This window comes from Streptacidiphilus sp. MAP12-33 (assembly GCF_041261265.1).
In the GTDB taxonomy this organism is placed as follows: Bacteria; Actinomycetota; Actinomycetes; order Streptomycetales; family Streptomycetaceae; genus Streptacidiphilus.
In genome coordinates this window covers 45,980-61,713 of record NZ_JBGCCA010000019.1, presented here as the reverse complement: position 1 = coordinate 61,713, position 15,734 = coordinate 45,980, and the positions used below count along the sequence as shown (strand labels likewise).

Genomic DNA, 15,734 nt, shown 5'->3' with positions numbered 1-15,734 from the left:
GCGCCGGCTGCCGGGGTCAGCGCCCCTGGAGGGCCTTGACGTTGTCACCGAAGGTCCAGCCCAGGGAGCCGTCCCAGTTGATGGACCAGGTCATCAGTCCCTTCAGCGAACCGCCGAAGGCGTTCCACGACTGGCTGACCAGGCTGGGCGCCATGTAACCGCCGCCCGCGCCGGACTGGGCCGGCAGGCCGGGGACCTGCTTGTCGTAGGGCACCTTGACGGTGGTGCCCTGGATGGTGAGGCCGTTGTTCAGGCACGTGGTCTGCGCGGTGAAGCCCTGGACGGTGCCGGCGGAGTAGGAGTCGCCGGAGCAGCCGTACATGCTGCCGTTGTAGTACTGCATGTTCAGCCACCACAGCTGCCCGTTGTCGGCGTACTTCTTGACGATCGGCAGGTAGGCGCCCCAGATCGACCCGTAGGTGATGCTGCCGCCGGTGACGTAGGCGGTCTCGGGGGCCATGGTCAGGCCGAAGCCCGCGGGCATCTGCGACAGCACGCCGTCGATGATGCGCTCCAGGTTGGCCTGCGAGGTGGAGAGCGTGTTGATGTTGCCGCTGCCGGTCAGGCCGGTCTCGATGTCGATGTCGATCCCGTCGAAGTTGTACTGCTTCAGGATCGGGACGACGGTCGCCACGAACCGGTCGGCCACCGCGCTGGAGCTCAGGTCGATCCCGGCACTGGCGCCGCCGATCGACATCAGGATCGTCGCCCCGGCGGCCTTGGCCTGGCACATCTCGGCCGGGGTCGCGACCTTGACGTTGGTGTCCATGCCGTCCTGCCACTCCACGGTGCCGTCCGACAGGATCACCGGGAAGGCGGCGTTGATGACGTTGTAGCCGTGTGCGGCGATCCGGCTGTCGGTGATGGGGATCCAGCCGAGGCCGGGGTGGACGCCGTTCGCGGCGCCGTCCCAGTTCTCCCAGTAGCCCTGGAGCACCTTGCCCGACGGCCGGGGCTTGGTGGGGCAGGTGGCGCTCGTCGGCGAAGAGCTCGGGGAGGCGCTGCCGGTCGGCGAGGAGCTCGGCGAGGCGCTGGTGGTGGGGGAAGCACTCGTCGTGGGCGAGCTGCTGACGGTGGGCGAGGCGCTCGCGCTCGGTGAACCGCTGGTGCTCGGGGTGGGGGAGGGGCTTCCCGCCGGGCCGGTCAGGGAGACGTCGTCGGCGTAGTACGCCGGCTGCCCGTACCAGCCGTGCAGGTAGACCGTCACCGAGGTGGTGCTCGCGCCGGTGGTGAAGGAGACGCTGAGCTGGCTGTACGAGGTGCTGCTCGGCGTCCAGGTGGACGGGTCGCTGCTGCCTCCGGTGCCGGTGGCGCCCAGGTAGACGTAGCTGCCCTGGACGTAGGCGCTCAGCGTGTACTGGGAGTTGGGCTGCACGCTGACGGTCTGGCTGCACTGCGCGTCGTCCTGGCCGGCGGGGGTGGCCATGAGCGCCGAACTCCCGGAGTGGACAGGGCTGCTGACGACGGTGCCGGACCCGCTGGTGCAGGACCAGCCGGAGAGCCCGTTCTCGAAGCCGGGGTTGGCCACCAGGTTGGTGGTGGCCGCGCCCGCGGTGACCGGGCCGGAGACGGCCAGGGCGGCGCCGAGGAACGCGGTGGCGCTCACGGTGGCGAGGATGCTCGACCTGCGGCGGAACATGCGGTGCTCCCTTCCCACCGGGCGCCGTGGACAGATCCGAGCCGTGGGGGGCGTGGCGCCCGGCGCTGGGTGGTGGGGACATGTGGGGCTGTGCCGGATCGGATCGTAGGTGGGGTGGCATGTCCCGTCAATAGGTCTGGACCAATGTCGCACGGGTTGGCCGGTCGGGCGAAGTGCCGGATCATCAGCACGACTTGAGTCCCGCTCGGAGGCGGGGACCAAGGCGCCCGCTATGCGTTGGTCGGCCCCTCGGCATGATCGTCACCCACGACCCGGTCGAGGCTGTCGCCCTCGCCGACCGCACGCTGGTCCTCCAGGACGGCAGCGCACTGCAGTACGCCCCGTCGGCGCAGATCGCCCGCGCGCCGCGCCCGCCGTGGGAGGTCACTCCCGACGCCGCGGCGGAGCTGCGACTGGGCGAAGGGGCGGGTGTCTGGACCCAGGTGAAGGCCGGCGAGACCACCCTGGTCGCGGTCTGAACGGCTGCGGTCCGAACGGCTGCGGTCAGTCGGCCGCGCGGTGCGCGCCCCGGCGGTGGGCGTCCAGGGCCCGCCAGACGTGGTCGCGCAGGAAGGGAGCCTCGGTGAAGCGGATCCCGGTCGCGTCGCGCAGCGCGTTGGCGAACGCGGGCGGGACGGGGTTGAACGGGCTCTCGCTCATCGACTTGGCCCCCAGCGGGCCGATGGCGTCCGAGGTCTCGGTGAAGTGGACCTCGGTGCGCGGCGCGTCGGCGTAGGCGGGGAGCCGGTAACGGCGGAACGCGGCGGTGGTGACCTCGCCCCGCTCGTCCAGCAGCACCCGCTCGAACAGCGTCGCGCCCAGCGCCTGGGCGACGCCGCCCTCCACCTGGCCCCGGCACTGCAGCGGGTTCATCACCTTGCCGGCGTCGGCGCCGTGGACGCTGCGCAGGATCTTCATCTCGCCGCTGTCCGGGTCGACGGCGATCCGGAACCACTGCGAGTTGAACGCCACCGAGCGCGGCGAACCGCCCCAGTGCCCGTCGGCGCTGAGCACGACGCCCTTGCCGCGCGCGGCCTCGAAGACCTCCTTGAGCGTCACGACCCGGCCGTCGCACTCCACCGCGTCCGCGGTCAGCCGCAGCAGGCTGCGGGGGGTGCGGGCGTACTCGGCGGTGAAGGAGAGGATCTGCTCGGCGAGCGCGTTGGCCGCCTTCATCACGGCCTTGCCGGCCACCACCGTCCCCGCCGAGCCGAAGGCGCCGGTGTCGTGCTTCACGACGTCGGTGTCGGACTGGCGGATGGCGATCCGGTCCACGGTGGTGCCCAGCGCTCCGGCGGTGATCTGCTTGTGGACGGTGGTGGTGCCGTTGCCGAACTCGGCGGTGCCCACCGCGATGTCGTAGCTGCCGTCCTCCAGCAGCTTGACCGTGGCGTCCGCGAAGTGGCCGCCGGGCGGGCCGGTGGCGATCGCGGACATCGCGAAGCCCTGCCCCACCAGCCAGCCCTCGGGCGCCAGTTCGGCGCTGCGGTCGTCGGCGAGCGCGTTGCGCACCACACCGAGGCACTGGTCCAGGCCGTAGGAGGCGACGTGCAGGTCCTCCTCCTCGCCGCAGGGGCCCTCCATGTGGTCGCCGGGACCGATCACGTTCTTCTCGCGCAGGACGAGCGGATCGATGTCCAGGCGCCGGGCCAGCTCGTCCATCGCCGACTCCAGCGCGAAGGTGACCTGGCCCAGTCCGTAGCCGCGGAACGCGCCGGCGGGCACGCCGTTGGTGTAGACGGAGTACGCGTTGACCTTCTTGTTCGGCGCCTTGTAGACGCCCATCGACTCGCCGACGCTGTGGAACATCACGGCCGGGCCGTGGTTGCCGTAGGCGCCGGTGTTGGCGACCACCCGGAACTGGAGCGCGGTCAGGGTGCCGTCCTTCCGGGCGCCGACCTTCACCGTGACCTTGAACGGGTGCCTGGTCGTGGCGCCGTAGAACTGCTCGGGGCGGGTGAACTCCAGCTTGACCGGGCGGTGCAGCTTCATCGCCGCCAGCACCGCGATGTCCTCGGTGAGCATCTCCTGCTTGCCGCCGAAGCCGCCGCCGACCCGTCCGGCGACCACGCGCACCTTCTCCATCGGCAGGTCGTACAGATCGCACAGGGCGCGCCGGGTCAGGAACGGCACCTGCGTGCTGGAGCGGACGACGATCCGCTCCTCGCCCGTATCGCCCTCGTCCTCACCCTGCTCGAACCAGACGACGCAGCCGTGCGTCTCCAGGCTGGCGTGCTGGACCCGCTGCGTCCGGAAGGTCTCCTCGTAGACGACGTCGGCCTCGGCGAAGCCCTGCTCGACGTCGCCCATCTCGCCGTGCACCTCTCCGCACACGTTGTTCTCGGCGCGGAAGATCCGCGACTCAGGCCCCTTCGGGTGGATCACCGGCGCACCCGGGAGCATGGCCTCCTCCGGGTCGACGACGTAGGGGAGTTCCTCGTACTCGACCACGACCTGGCGACAGCCCTCCTCGGCGGCCCCCTCGCTGTCGGCTACGACGGCGGCGACCCGCTGGCCGACGAACCGCACCACGTCGTCCAGCACCCGCGTGTCGTCCGGGTCCTCGGTCGGGTGCTCGTGGCGCGCCGAGGAGTACAGCTTCTCCGGCGCGTCGTGGTGGGTCAGCACGGCGTGCACCCCGGGGACGCGCAGCGCGGCGGAGGTGTCGATGGAGACGATCCGGGCGTGGGGGTGCGGGGAACGCAGCAGCTTCATGTGCAGCAGACCCTCGACCTCGACGTCGAAGGTGTAGCGCGCGGTCCCGGTCACCACCTGCGGACCGGCGGGAGCACCGAGGCTGCGGCCCACGGCCTGGCCCGCCGCCGGCCGCTCGGTGTGCTTGACGCCGCAGATCGCGTCCTCGATGGCCCGGTACCCGGTGCAGCGGCACAGGTTGCCCTTGAGCGCCCGCGGCAGGTCGGCGCGCTTCTCCTCGTCGAAGCCCTTCGCCGAGGTGGTCATCAGGAAGCCCGCGGTGCAGAAGCCGCACTGGAAGCCCTGGGCGTCCAGGAACCGCTGCTGCATCGGGTGCAGCTCGCCGTCCTTGGCGAGCCCCTCGACGGTGGTCACCGCGCGGCCCTCGGCGCGCAGCGCCGGGTACAGGCAGCTGTGCACCGGCTCCCCGTCGACCTGGACGGTGCAGGCGCCGCAGTCGCCCGCGTCGCAGCCCTTCTTCACCCCGAACCAGCCGCGTTCGCGCAGATAGGTGCGCAGGCACTGGCCCGCTCTCGGCTCGGCGTCGAAGTCCTCACCGTTGACGTTGACGGAGAAGCTCATCTCCCGTCCTCCTCGATCAGCTCGCGCCGGATCTCCTCGGCGAAACGGAAGGTCATGTGACGGCGCCACTCCGGCAGGCCGTGGATGTCGTCGAAGTACTCGTGCGGCGCGATGCCGAACCCGACCGCCTCCCGCATGGCGTCGGCGTTCGGCGGCAGCGGGAAGCGCAGCCGGATCGGCCGCACGGTGGAGGCGGTCACGGTCAGCACCAGCTCGCCGTCGACCGGGTCGAGCGTGCCGACGAGCAGGGCGCCGGACCGTCCGAGCCCGTACAGCGACGCCTGCCGGAAGGCGGTCCGGGCCGCGAGCCCCCGCGCCGGTACGGTGATCGAACGCAGCAGCTCACCGGGTTCGAGCACCTTGACCCCGGCACCGACGACGAAGTCCGCCACCGGCACCTCGCGCCGGGAGCCGGACTGCGCCCACAGCTCGCAGACCCCGCCGAGCGCGGCCGTCAGCGAGATCATCGGCCCGGCCGGGAGCCCGTTGCACAGGTTCCCGCCGACGGTGGCCATGTTCCAGATCTTCCAGGAGGCCAGGAAGGCCCGGCAGCACTGCTCGAACAGCGGCGCCGCCGACCAGTCCGCGTCCTGGGCGAAGCGCGACAGCCGGGCGATCGTGCAGGTCGCGGCGATCTCCAGGTCGCCCGTGGGCGTCATCCGCACCGGCTCCCACTCCATCCGGCTCAGGTCGACCAGCCGGCGGACGTGCGGCTGCGGCTCCGAGAAGAGGTACGTGCCACCGCCGAGCCATGCGTCCCCCGGGCGCCACGTCTCGCGATGCCGCGCGTCACGCATCTCGACCACCGTGTTCAGGTCCACGCCTCGCACCGTCCTCTCACCGTTCCCGCAGGTCGACACCGTGATTGAAGCAACGGACGGGCGGGCGCAACGAGTGGGTGGGACTACCAAGCCGGGGGTGCGGAACTGGGTGATCGACCAGTGCGTTCGCAGGAGGGGGACAGGCGGACGGCATGGTTCAGGTACGGAGAGAAGGGGCGACGCGGTGGCAGACAGCGTGACCACGGGACCGCGATCGGTCCGCGACGCGAGCGAGCCGGCGGACGAGAGCGGGTCGGCGGCGGCCCCTGAAGCGCCACGGGCGCGCGGGTCGCTGCGTCGGCGGCTGGGCGGGGGAGTGGTCTTCCTCGTCCTGGGCCTGTTGTTCGTCCTGCCCTGGGGCACGCTCTTCGCGTTCGGCGTCGACTGGCCGTTCCCGGTCTTCCTGGCGGGCACCGTGCTCTTCGCGGCGGGCCTGGTCTCCTTTCCGTACCTGATGGCCGCGGGCCACGGGAAGCGGCACGACGACCGGGCCTCGCGGATCGCGGACACCATGCTGGGCGTCGTCTGGGTGCTGTTCACCTGGTCCGTCGTCGGTGGCCTGGCGCACCTGGTGCTGATGACGGTGGGCCTCGGCGGCGTCGGGCCGGCCCGGGCCGTGGCGGTGGCGGTCGCCGTGGTCTCGGCCGCACTGCTCGGCTGGGGGCACCACGAGGCGATGCGGGTGCCCCGGGTCCGGCGCCAGGACGTCACCCTGCCGCGCCTCGGCGCGGGCCTGGACGGCACGCGCGTCGTCGTCCTCACCGACACCCACTACGGCCCGATCGACCGGGCCCGCTGGTCGGCGCGCGTCACCGAGGTGGTCAACACGCTCGACGCGGACGTGGTGATCCACGCCGGCGACATCGCCGACGGCACGGCGGAACGGCGCCGTGAGCAGTCGGCGCCGCTGGGCGCGGTCCGCGCGCGGCACGCCAGGGTCTACGTGACCGGCAACCACGAGTACTACAGCGGCGCCGAGGGCTGGCTGGACCGCATGGGCGAGCTCGGCTGGGAGCTGCTGCGCAACAGCCACGTGATCGTGGAGCGGGGCGGCGACCGGCTGGTCGTGGCGGGCGTCGACGACGTGACCGCCGAGTCCTCCGGCCTGGCCGGCCACCGCGCCGACCTGCGGGACGCCCTGGCGGGCACGGACCAGGACCAGCCGGTCCTGCTCGTGGCCCACCAGCCCAAGTTCGTCGCCACGTCCGCGGCGGCCGGTGTCGACCTGCAGATCTCCGGCCACACCCACGGCGGCCAGATCTGGCCCTTCCACTACCTCGTCCGCGTCGACCAGCCCGTCGTCAGCGGCCTCTCCCACCACGGCGAGCGCACCCACCTCTACACCAGCCGCGGTACCGGCTTCTGGGGCCCGCCCTTCCGGGTCTTCGCCCCGAGCGAGATCACCCTGCTGACCCTGCGGGCGGCGTAGCGCGAGCGAACTCGCCGCGTTACGCACGGCTGGACTCGGCCTCGATCTGGAGCTGATCGAGCAGGCGCGCCCCGACTTCGAGCGCCAGCGGGCGGCGCTCGCCGCCGCGGGCATCGGTCACCACCGTGCACGTGTGGTGGTGGAGCCGGTGAGCGCGGCGCCACCCGCCACCTGGAACCCCGTGTCGTCAGCGCCGCCCGTGCCCTCGTGCCACGGCTGCATGGAGCGGGGGGAGGGGCTGAGCACGTACTTCCCCCGCGCGATCGCCGGCCCGGATGTCCCGCGACCGTGACCGTGAGCGTCGAGCCTCAGGGGCGTAGCACCAGCTTGGTGCCCGGTGAGGCGGCCTGCGCCGTCCAGGCGTCGGCGACCCCGTCCAGCGGGTAGGGGGTGACGGACAGGGGGAGGGTGCCGTCGGCGGCGAGCGTGGCCACCTCCTGGTAGGCGGCCACCACGCGCGCGGGAGGCAGTGCGGCGGCGCTGAAGCCCGAGAGCCGCAGCCGCAGGTGCCGCAGGACGGCGGCGTCGAGCCGGGCGTGACCGCCCGCCGTCTGGCCGAGGTTGACCCAGCGTCCGCCCGGCCGCAGTGCCGTCGCCGCAAGTGCCGCGTGCGGGCCCCAGAGCAGGTCGGCCACGACGTCGACGGGGCCACCGATCGCGGCGAGCTCCTCCGCGGTGGTCGGTGGCGCGTCCGGGGCGGAGGGCAGCGTCAGCGTCGCGTCGGCCGTCGCGCCGAGGGCCTTGAGCCGGTCCGCGTTGCGGCCGGCGGCCACCACCCGACCGGCGCCGAGCGCGCGCGCCGTCGCGACCAGGGCTTGGCCGAGCCCGCCGGTCGCGCCCAGGACCAGCACCGACTCGCCCGGCCGCAACGCGGCCTCGTCGCGCAGGGCGAGCAGCGCACTGACGCCGACCACGCCGACGGCGGCCGCGAGATCGTCGTCCAGCCCGTCCGGCAGTGGGACGCAGGTCTGGTCCGGGGCCAGGACGTACTCGGCGAGGGTGCCGTCGACCAGTCCGCCGGGCACCGCGACGCGGACGCGGGTGCCCGCGGGCAGGGTGCCGCCCGCGACGACCGTCCCCACCCCCTCCACGCCTGGCACGAACGGCCCCGCGGGCGCGCCCGCGGGGTGGGTTCCCGAGGCGATGTGCAGGTCCACCGGGTTGAGCGCGGCCGCGGTGACGCGCACCAGCGTGTGCCCGGCGCGCTCGACCGGGTCCGGTCGCTGTCCGAGGCGGGGTGTCCGGCCGAGCTCGTCCACGATCGCTGCGCGCATGGCGCCTCCTCATTCGTGTTCTTCGTGCGGGGATGCGGTGCTTCGGGGCTTCGGTGGTTCAGTGACCGACCGGTCAGTCACTCTAGCGAAGAGGGCGTGTCCCCACCAGGGGGCCCCTAGACTCCCGGCATGACCACCCGAGCGGCCGCGGCCGAGCGCACCAGAGAGTCCCTGCTCGACGCGGGGCTGGCGATCGCCGCCGAGCACGGGCTCTCGGGCATGAGCGTGAACCGCGTGGTGGCCGCCGCAGGGGTCGCCAAGGGCACCTTCTACGTGCACTTCCCGGACCGGGGTGCCTTCCTGAACGCCCTGCACGGGCGCTTCCACGCCCAGGTGGCCGAGGCGGTCGGAGCAGCGATGGACCCGCTGCCACCCGGCCGCGCCCGCCTCCGCGCCGGCATGGAGACCTACCTGGACCTCTGCCTGCGGCACAACGGCGTCAAGGCGATGCTGCTGGAGGCCCGCAGCGACCCCCGCCTGGCCGACCAGGTCACCGCCCGCACGGAGGTCTTCGCCGCCCAGGCGGAGGCCGACCTGCGCGCCATGGGCTGGCCGGACGCGGCCTCGGCCGCGCGCCTGGTCGTCGCGATGTCCGCGGAGCTCTCGGTGGCGGAGACGACCACGGGCGCACGGGACGCGGCCGGCCGCGCCACGCTCTGGCGGCTCCTCGACCGGCTCGATCTGGGCACTCCCGGGGCCGGCTGACTTTCGGGGCGTAGGAGCCGCCGGAACCCCGATTCCATGACGGTACGTCAGACCGGCATGGAGTCGGAGAGAGTTACCGCGGCGACATCCACGCCATCCACGGCATCCGCGACATCCGCAGCATCCACGGTATCCGCGACATCCGCGACGTCGGAGACGTCGGCGATTCGTCGTGCGGCGTGAGCCCGGGGTGGTGGCCGTGCTGGTGACGTGCGCGGCGTTGCTGAGCGGCTGCGTCTCGGGCGCACAGGTGCGGCCGGGCGGCTCGCCGCAGGCCGCGGCGCAGGCGGAGAGCACGGATCTGCTGACCGCGTTCCACGCGCCGCCCGGGGCCAGGCCGTTGACGGGGCCGCCCACGGGCGCGCCGTGGGAGGTGTCGGCCCCCTTCAGCCGACCCGCATCGCCGGCCCTCGCGAGCTGAGCCCGTCCCCGGCGGTGTGGGAAGGCCTCGTCGTACGATGCGGGACATGGACGAGGTCACACCGCCGCACGCCGGCGGCACCCCGATGACGGCGCGGCCGACCCGCTGGCAGGAGGCGGGCTGGAGCGGGAACTACGGCAAGCGGTTCGCCGACCTGGTCGCCGCCGGCCAGGACGTCGACGGCGAGGCCCGGCTCGCCGACACGCTCCTACCCCGCCGGGCCCGGGTTCTCGACGCCGGCGCCGGCATGGGCCGAGTGGCCGCCGCGCTCCTGCGGCGCGAGCACGAGGTGGTGGCCATCGAGCCCGACGCAGGGCTGCTCCGGCAGGCCCGGGAGACCTACCCGGGGCTGCCGATCGAGAAGCGGGACATCCTCGACCTCGGTCCCGAGGACGGTCCCTTCGACCTGGTCGTCTGCGTGGGCAACGTGATGGTCTACCTGGCCGAGGGGACCGAGCGGACGGCGCTGGCGGCGATGCGCGACGTGCTCGGTGACAACGGCCGCCTTCTGGTCGGGTTCCACCTGCGGGACCTGCCCCCGCACGCCCGCGTCTACCCGGCCGCGGAGTTCGAGGCGGACGCGGCCGCCGTCGGCCTCCGCGTCGACCTCCGGGCCGGCAGCTACGAGCTGCACCCCGCGAACGACACCTACGGCGTCTGGATCCTGAGCCCCGCCCGCGGGTGAGGGCGCGACCTACTCCGCGTGGGCGGCGATCACGCTCCACGCCGCGGCCGACGTGTCGTCCAGCCGCAGGCCGAACGCGAAGGTGATCGGCCTGCGCTTGAGGGCGTCGCCACGGAGCACCTGCTCGGTCCCGCGGTCGACCTCGTAGTAGACGCCCTCCGCGTCGACCGTGACCCGGAAGACGACCGGCTCGCGCGAGACCAGCGAGCTCACCGTGACCGACCTGATGACGGCGTCACGCATGACGGTCCGATGCGGCGTGCGCACGGCCGTGAAGTCCAGGCTGCCGTCGTTCATGACCCACTCCTCGAGGAACCGCTCGACGGCGACCTCGAGAACCGACCTGTCGAACCGGCCGTCGAGCACGCTCAGATCGCCGACAGCCGCGTCCGCGTCGGTGCTCCAGGAGATGTTGGTGAGCGACAGGAGGTCGCTCCCGCCCCCGACCGCGGTCTTCCCGGCCACCTCGAGCACCGCCTCCCGGGCGACCTCCCGCTGGTCCCAGCCGTCCGTCTCGATGGCGGCGGTCAGGTGGTGTGCCCCCTCGGCCGCCTGCTCGATGGACGAGACGATCCACTCGCCGGACGTGTTCTTGCGCAGCGTCCAGTACTCGACCGGCCGCGTCGAGCCGTCCTTGCGCCGGGAGTCCGGGCCGTAGTTGCTGCGGACGAAGTCGTTGAGGGTCGCGGTGATCCGGAAGGTGACGGTGTCGTTGATCTCACCGGCACGGTTCGCGACGTCGACCAGCTCGACGACCGGACCGGAGACGATCTCCACGATGTTGGTCTCGCCGCGCGACGCGTAGTCGCGCAGCTCGTCGGCCCACTTGCCGTAGAGCACCGGCGACAGGATCTGCTGGAGCATGGCGTGGTCGCGTGCCGTCCAGGCACGTTGCGCCGTCGTGTACAGCCAGGCGGCGCGGCTCTCGAGCGCCGTGCGCTCGAAGGTCGCGTCGGTGTCGGCGATGGCGTCGACCCGGGCCCCGACCTGGGCGGCGCGCTCGCGCGCCTGCTCGTCGGCGCGGTGCGCGGTGCGGTCCGACCCCGTGTTCAGGCCGCCGGCCAGCCCCGCCTTCCGGCGCCGCGACCTGAGCCACAGGATCAGGAGGACCACGGCCACGAGCACCAGCAAGGGGAGGATCCCACCGCCACCGGCTCCGAGGCCGACACCGAAGCCGCCGCCGAAACCGTGACCGAAGCTGCCGCCGAAGCCGCCTCCGCCCGACCCGTGGAATCCGCCACTGTGGCTGCTCCCGCCGCCACTGAACCCGTGGCTGCCACCACCACCACGGGCGTACGCCACCGTCGGGCTGCTCAGCACGACGACTCCAGCGACCACGGATATCCAGCGACGGGTGCGCACCGGGGCCTCCCCCCAAGAATTCAGAGATGTTCCACGCCAGCCTACAAGCCGGCCCACCCGGAACGCCCCGAGCCGGCCGCCGGGACCACGCGACCTCACGCGCGCTCGCGGGCACTCCGCCGCCCGGACCGGGGTCGACCCGGCCCCGGAACCCTCAGTTGCCACCGCTACCCCCGTCCGTCACCGGCAGAGCGTACCGAGGGCCCCGGCGGCGCCGGATCTACGCCCGTTGCCAACCCGCGTAGATCAGTCATGACCTGGGAGGATGTCGACGGCTCGGTGAACTGGCGCTGACAGCTTCGCGAATCGCCCTACGTGGTCTGTTCGAGGCCCCCATGCTGTCTCCTGAGCACCACTCGGAGACATCAGCCGACCGGAGACCTCCGCGTCGGCCGATGCAGGCTGCCCAGGTCTAGGAGGACCGTGTCCACTCCCCGCAACCGCCTGCTCGTGGCCGCCATCGCGGTCAGCAGTGCGCTCGCCGCCATCGCCCTCGCCCCTTCTGCCGGGGCCACGCCCTCGGCCGACCTGGTCGTCAGTCAGGTCTACGGCGGTGGCGGCAACTCGGGTGCGACCCTGAAGAACGACTTCGTCGAGCTGCGCAACAACGGGTCCGCCCCGGTCGACCTGTCCAGCTGGTCGGTGCAGTACCTCTCCGCCGCGCCCGGGGCGACGACGACGTGGCAGGTCACCCCGCTCAGCGGCAGCATCGCGCCGGGCGGCTCCTACCTGGTCCAGGAGGCCGCCGGCAGCGGCGGCACCGCCGACCTGCCCACCCCGGACGCGACCGGCGCGATCAACCTGAGCGGTACCTCGGGCACGGTCGCCCTGGTCACCTCGCAGACCGCGCTGACCTGCAAGACCTCCGCCGACTGCGCCGCCGACACCACCGTGCGCGACCTCGTCGGCTACGGCACGGCCGTGGTCCACGAGGGCGCCGCCGACGCGCCGACGCTGAGCAACACCACCGCGGACACCCGCAGCGCCGCCGGCGCGGACACCGACCAGAACGGCGCCGACTTCACGGCCGTCGCCCCGCAGCCGGACAACTCGGCCACCGGCGGCGCGAGCGGCAGCCCGAGCGCCAGTGCCGGCCCCAGCGCCACGGCGACGCCGGGCAGCGTCCGGATCCACGACATCCAGGGCACCACCTGGGTCTCGCCGTTGAACGGCAAGACCGTCACCAACGTGCCCGGCGTGGTCACCGCGATCCGCAGCAGCGGCAGCAAGGGCTTCTGGATCCAGGACCCGAACCCCGACGACAACCCGGCCACCAGCGAGGGCGTCTTCGTCTACACCGGTTCGGCCGCCCCGACCGTGGCGGTCGGTGACTCCGTGCTGGTCTCCGCCAAGGTCTCCCAGTACTACCCGCTCGCCAGTGGCGACACCGCCGCCACCACCTCCAACCTGTCGGTGACGGAGCTGGTCTCACCCACCGTCACCACGCTGAGCAGCGGCAATCCGCTGCCCGCGCCGATCGTCCTGGACGCCTCGGACGTGCCCGGCACCTACGCGCCCGATCTCGGCGGCGGCAACATCGAGAGCACGCCGATCACTCCGAGCCGCTCCGTGCTGGACTTCTACGAGTCCATCGAGGGCATGCGCGTCGAGGTGGACAACGCGCGCGTCGTCGGCCCCTCCGACTCCTACGGCGAGCAGTACGTCACGGTCAAGCCGACCGAGGCCGTCAGCTACCGCGGCGGCACCGAGCTGACCGGTGAGAACACCACCCCGTCCGGCCGCCTGGAGGTGGTCGCCGACGACGGCTCCAACCCCAGGGTGAGCGTGGGCGACGAGTTCACCGGCGCGACGGTCGGCACCGTCGACTACTCGCAGTACGGCGGCTTCCTGGTGGCGGCCTCCAACCTCGGCGCCGTCCAGTCCGGCCACCTGGCTCCGGTGGTCGCCACGCCGGCCGCCGCCAAGGACCTCTCCATCGCCACCTACAACGTGGAGAACCTGGCCCCGTCCGACCCGGACACCAAGTTCTCCGCGCTGGCCCAGGGCATCGTGACCAACCTCGCCAAGCCCGACATCATCGCCCTGGAGGAGATCCAGGACAACTCCGGCGCCACCGACGACGGCACCGTGGCCGCCGACCAGACCATCGGCAAGCTCACCGCCGCCATCACCGCCGCCGGCGGCCCGCAGTACAGCTACCGCGAGATCGACCCGGTCAACGACCAGGACGGCGGCCAGCCCGGCGGCAACATCCGCGTCGTCTTCCTCTACAACGCGGCCCGGGTGAGCTTCGTCGACCGCGGCCCCTCGGACACGAACCGCAGCACGACCGGCACCCACGTCGTCAAGGTCGACGGCGAGCCGCAGCTCACCCTGTCGCCGGGCCGGATCGACCCGGCCAACCCGATCTGGGGCTCCAGCCGCAAGCCGCTGGTGGGGGAGTTCAGCTTCCGCGGCAAGCCGGTCTTCGTCATCGCCAACCACTTCGACGCGAAGCTCGGCGACCAGAACCAGGACGGCCGCTTCCAGTACCCGGCGCAGTCCTCGGCGCTCCAGCGCTCCGGCCAGGCCCAGGTCGTGCACGACTTCGTGCAGAGCCTGCTGGCGGTCAGGAAGAACGCGGACGTGGTCGTCGTCGGCGACCTGAACGACTACCAGTTCAGCCCGGCCCTCCAGTCGTTGACCACGGGCACCGCCGACGGCACCGGCCCGCGGATCCTGACCGACCTCATCACCACGCTGCCGCTGGACCAGCAGTACACCTACGACTACGAGGGCGTCTCCGAGGTGCTCGACCACATCCTGGTCAGCCGGGGTGTCGGTGACAGCACCTACCAGGTCGTGCACATGAACTCGGAGTACACCAACCAGACCAGCGACCACGACCCGCAGGAGGTCCAGTTCCGCCCGTGATCTCCTGAGCGGACGACCGGGACGCCACCGGGCAGCGGCACGGCTCATCGCCGCCCGCTGCCCGGTGCCGTAGTGAACGTCAGCCGGATGAGCCGGAGTTGGCGTTGATGACGGCCTGGACCAGCCCGGCCCCGGGGAAGTCGGAGTAGACGATCCCGTAGCGGTGGTGCGTGCCGGACGCCGCGTCCATCTTCTGCATCGCCATGACGTTCACGCCCTGGAAGGCCACCGAGCAGGTGCCCCAGAAGCAGTTCACGCTGGGGTACTCCGGGATGCAACTGGACGACGAGCCACAGGTGTTGATGATGCCGCGGGTCCAGCCCGTGAGCAGGTCGGGCGCGCCGGTTCCCGGGCTGGAGTGGCCGCTGGCCACGAAGTAGGGGAAGGACCCGCCGGACCCGCTCAGGTAGTTGACGTACGTCTCCGTGGCCGGTCCGGAGGCCGCGGCGTCCAACTGGGCCGAGACGCTGTGCCACTTGTCGGCCAGGGACCAGTTGTCGGCCAGGGTGTAGTTGTCCTGGACCGACCAGCTGCTGTTGTCGTAGGGGATGCCCTCCCGGTCGGGGGAGGAGAAGTCCTGAAGCACGACGATCTTGCCTCTGATGTCGCCCAGTTGCGGATCGTCGCTGGTGCCGCGGTACACCCGTGGGTCGGCGGCGAGGTAGCTGTGCACCTGGGTGGCGAAGTCGGTGACGGTCTGCTCCTCCTTCACGCGCATCAGCACCGACTCGGTGGGGTGCGCCTGGAGGAAGGCGTCGGCGGTGGCGAGGACGTCGTTCTGGAAGTCCTGACCCTGCCGGGCCACACCGTGGTAGAGCTCCAGGCGACCGGAGGACTCGCCCAGCCGGATGTCCCAGGCCCGGATCCCCGAGTTCAACTGCGTCGGCAGGTCCATCGACTGCGTGAAGGCGATGTCCCCGCCGAAGACGGAGGCGCCGCTGTCGTGGGTGCCGGGAACGGACATCTCGCTCAGCAGCGTCGAGTCGGGCAGTCGGGCCATCCAGTCGGTGGCGGACAGCCCGATGCTGCCATCGTGGGAGTAGCCCGCGGTCTGGTCGGCCAGGGCAGGCGTGGCCGTGGCACCGGCCAGGCAGGTGAGCGCGGTGGCGAGAAGCGCGGCACGCGACGCGACACGGCGGGCTCCGGTCATGCGGTACTCCCTCGGGTTGGCTTCGGCTGGGCGTGGCGAAAGTCAACACCCTTGCTGACAAGGTAAGTTACCCAGCCGTAACGACGGTCGACGCGTAT

10 protein-coding genes and 3 pseudogenes are annotated in these 15,734 nt (G+C 72.2%); 6 read left to right on the top strand and 7 right to left on the bottom strand.

Annotated elements, in window-relative coordinates; all coding sequences use genetic code 11:
* Nucleotides 1-16: 16 nt before the first annotated feature.
* A pseudogene (locus ABH931_RS19890) lies at nucleotides 17-973 on the bottom strand (chitinase); the annotation flags it as partial.
* Nucleotides 974-1,195: 222 nt separating this feature from the next.
* Nucleotides 1,196-1,639: pseudogene (locus ABH931_RS19885) on the bottom strand (carbohydrate binding domain-containing protein); the annotation flags it as partial.
* A 254-nt stretch (nucleotides 1,640-1,893) separates the two neighbouring features.
* On the opposite strand from ABH931_RS19885, the pseudogene ABH931_RS19880 reads away from it, so the two are divergent.
* Nucleotides 1,894-2,118 (top strand): annotated as a pseudogene (locus ABH931_RS19880) (hypothetical protein); the annotation flags it as partial.
* 25 nt (nucleotides 2,119-2,143) lie between these two features.
* Here the strand turns inward: ABH931_RS19880 and ABH931_RS19875 are convergent.
* Entirely contained in the window at nucleotides 2,144-4,915 is a 2,772-nt protein-coding gene (locus tag ABH931_RS19875; protein ID WP_370115044.1) for a molybdopterin-dependent oxidoreductase, read from the bottom strand.
* Nucleotides 4,912-5,736, bottom strand: coding sequence for a xanthine dehydrogenase family protein subunit M (locus tag ABH931_RS19870; RefSeq protein WP_370115042.1), 825 nt, complete (start codon nucleotides 5,734-5,736; stop codon nucleotides 4,912-4,914). Before ABH931_RS19870 ends, ABH931_RS19875 begins: the two co-directional genes overlap by 4 nt.
* A gap of 184 nt (nucleotides 5,737-5,920) precedes the next feature.
* Between ABH931_RS19870 and ABH931_RS19865 the strand changes: the two genes are divergently transcribed.
* Nucleotides 5,921-7,165, top strand: coding sequence for a metallophosphoesterase (locus tag ABH931_RS19865; protein ID WP_370115040.1), 1,245 nt, complete (start codon nucleotides 5,921-5,923; stop codon nucleotides 7,163-7,165).
* 308 nt (nucleotides 7,166-7,473) lie between these two features.
* Here the strand turns inward: ABH931_RS19865 and ABH931_RS19860 are convergent, their stop codons facing one another.
* Nucleotides 7,474-8,439, bottom strand: coding sequence for a zinc-binding alcohol dehydrogenase family protein (locus ABH931_RS19860; RefSeq protein ID WP_370115038.1), 966 nt, complete (start codon nucleotides 8,437-8,439; stop codon nucleotides 7,474-7,476).
* Between the two features lie 129 nt (nucleotides 8,440-8,568).
* Between ABH931_RS19860 and ABH931_RS19855 the strand changes: the two genes are divergently transcribed.
* From ABH931_RS19855 to ABH931_RS19845, 3 genes are all read left to right on the top strand, one after another.
* Nucleotides 8,569-9,144 carry a TetR/AcrR family transcriptional regulator gene (locus ABH931_RS19855; protein ID WP_370115036.1) on the top strand — a complete coding sequence of 192 codons (576 nt, stop codon included), beginning with the start codon at nucleotides 8,569-8,571 and terminating at the stop codon, nucleotides 9,142-9,144.
* 172 nt (nucleotides 9,145-9,316) lie between these two features.
* Nucleotides 9,317-9,565 (top strand): hypothetical protein, encoded by a 249-nt coding sequence (locus ABH931_RS19850; RefSeq protein WP_370115034.1) that lies wholly within the window; start codon nucleotides 9,317-9,319, stop codon nucleotides 9,563-9,565.
* A gap of 46 nt (nucleotides 9,566-9,611) precedes the next feature.
* Nucleotides 9,612-10,250, top strand: coding sequence for a class I SAM-dependent methyltransferase (locus ABH931_RS19845; RefSeq protein WP_370115032.1), 639 nt, complete (start codon nucleotides 9,612-9,614; stop codon nucleotides 10,248-10,250).
* 9 nt (nucleotides 10,251-10,259) lie between these two features.
* Here the strand turns inward: ABH931_RS19845 and ABH931_RS19840 are convergent, their stop codons facing one another.
* Nucleotides 10,260-11,612 (bottom strand): TIM44-like domain-containing protein, encoded by a 1,353-nt coding sequence (locus tag ABH931_RS19840; RefSeq protein ID WP_370115030.1) that lies wholly within the window; start codon nucleotides 11,610-11,612, stop codon nucleotides 10,260-10,262.
* Nucleotides 11,613-12,035: 423 nt separating this feature from the next.
* On the opposite strand from ABH931_RS19840, the gene ABH931_RS19835 reads away from it, so the two are divergent.
* Nucleotides 12,036-14,486, top strand: a complete 2,451-nt coding sequence (locus ABH931_RS19835) for a lamin tail domain-containing protein (RefSeq protein WP_370115028.1) — start codon at nucleotides 12,036-12,038, stop codon at nucleotides 14,484-14,486.
* A 79-nt stretch (nucleotides 14,487-14,565) separates the two neighbouring features.
* Here ABH931_RS19835 and ABH931_RS19830 read toward each other — a convergent pair whose 3' ends face one another.
* Complete coding sequence (locus ABH931_RS19830) at nucleotides 14,566-15,636, bottom strand: phosphatidylinositol-specific phospholipase C (RefSeq protein ID WP_370115027.1); 1,071 nt, start codon at nucleotides 15,634-15,636, stop codon at nucleotides 14,566-14,568.
* Nucleotides 15,637-15,734: the final 98 nt, after the last annotated feature.

Bases quoted from the DNA above. Each gene is read 5' to 3' on its own strand.
- ABH931_RS19875 (WP_370115044.1), bottom strand. From the start codon at position 4,915: ATGAGCTTCTCCGTCAACGTCAACGGTGAGGACTTCGACGCCGAGCCG.
- ABH931_RS19860 (WP_370115038.1), bottom strand. From the start codon at position 8,439: ATGCGCGCAGCGATCGTGGACGAGCTCGGCCGGACACCCCGCCTCGGA.
- ABH931_RS19855 (WP_370115036.1), top strand. From the start codon at position 8,569: ATGACCACCCGAGCGGCCGCGGCCGAGCGCACCAGAGAGTCCCTGCTC.
- ABH931_RS19845 (WP_370115032.1), top strand. From the start codon at position 9,612: ATGGACGAGGTCACACCGCCGCACGCCGGCGGCACCCCGATGACGGCG.
- ABH931_RS19830 (WP_370115027.1), bottom strand. From the start codon at position 15,636: ATGACCGGAGCCCGCCGTGTCGCGTCGCGTGCCGCGCTTCTCGCCACC.